Source organism: Enterobacter sp. E14S, assembly GCF_055666685.1.
Genome location: NZ_JBVODQ010000045.1, coordinates 1 through 243 on the forward strand (window position 1 = coordinate 1; position 243 = coordinate 243).

The following is a 243-nucleotide window of genomic DNA, read 5'->3' on the forward strand; positions in this document are numbered from 1 at the left end:
AAGGATGAGCGGTACAGAGATTATAAACGATGGGGCTATAGCTCAGCTGGGAGAGCGCCTGCTTTGCACGCAGGAGGTCTGCGGTTCGATCCCGCATAGCTCCACCATCTTTTACTGCGAATACAAGAAAACTTCAGAGTGAACCTGAAAAGGTGCACTGCGAAGTTTTGCTCTTTAAAAATCTGGATCAAGCTGAAAATTGAAACGACACATCTTTAATGGTGTGTTCGAGTCTCTCAAATT

Annotated in this window: 1 tRNA gene; it reads left to right on the forward strand. The window is 45.3% G+C overall.

Annotated elements, in window-relative coordinates:
- The first annotated feature begins 31 nt into the window (after positions 1–31).
- Positions 32–107, forward strand: a tRNA-Ala gene (locus ACZ6J2_RS21925).
- Positions 108–243 lie beyond the last annotated feature (136 nt).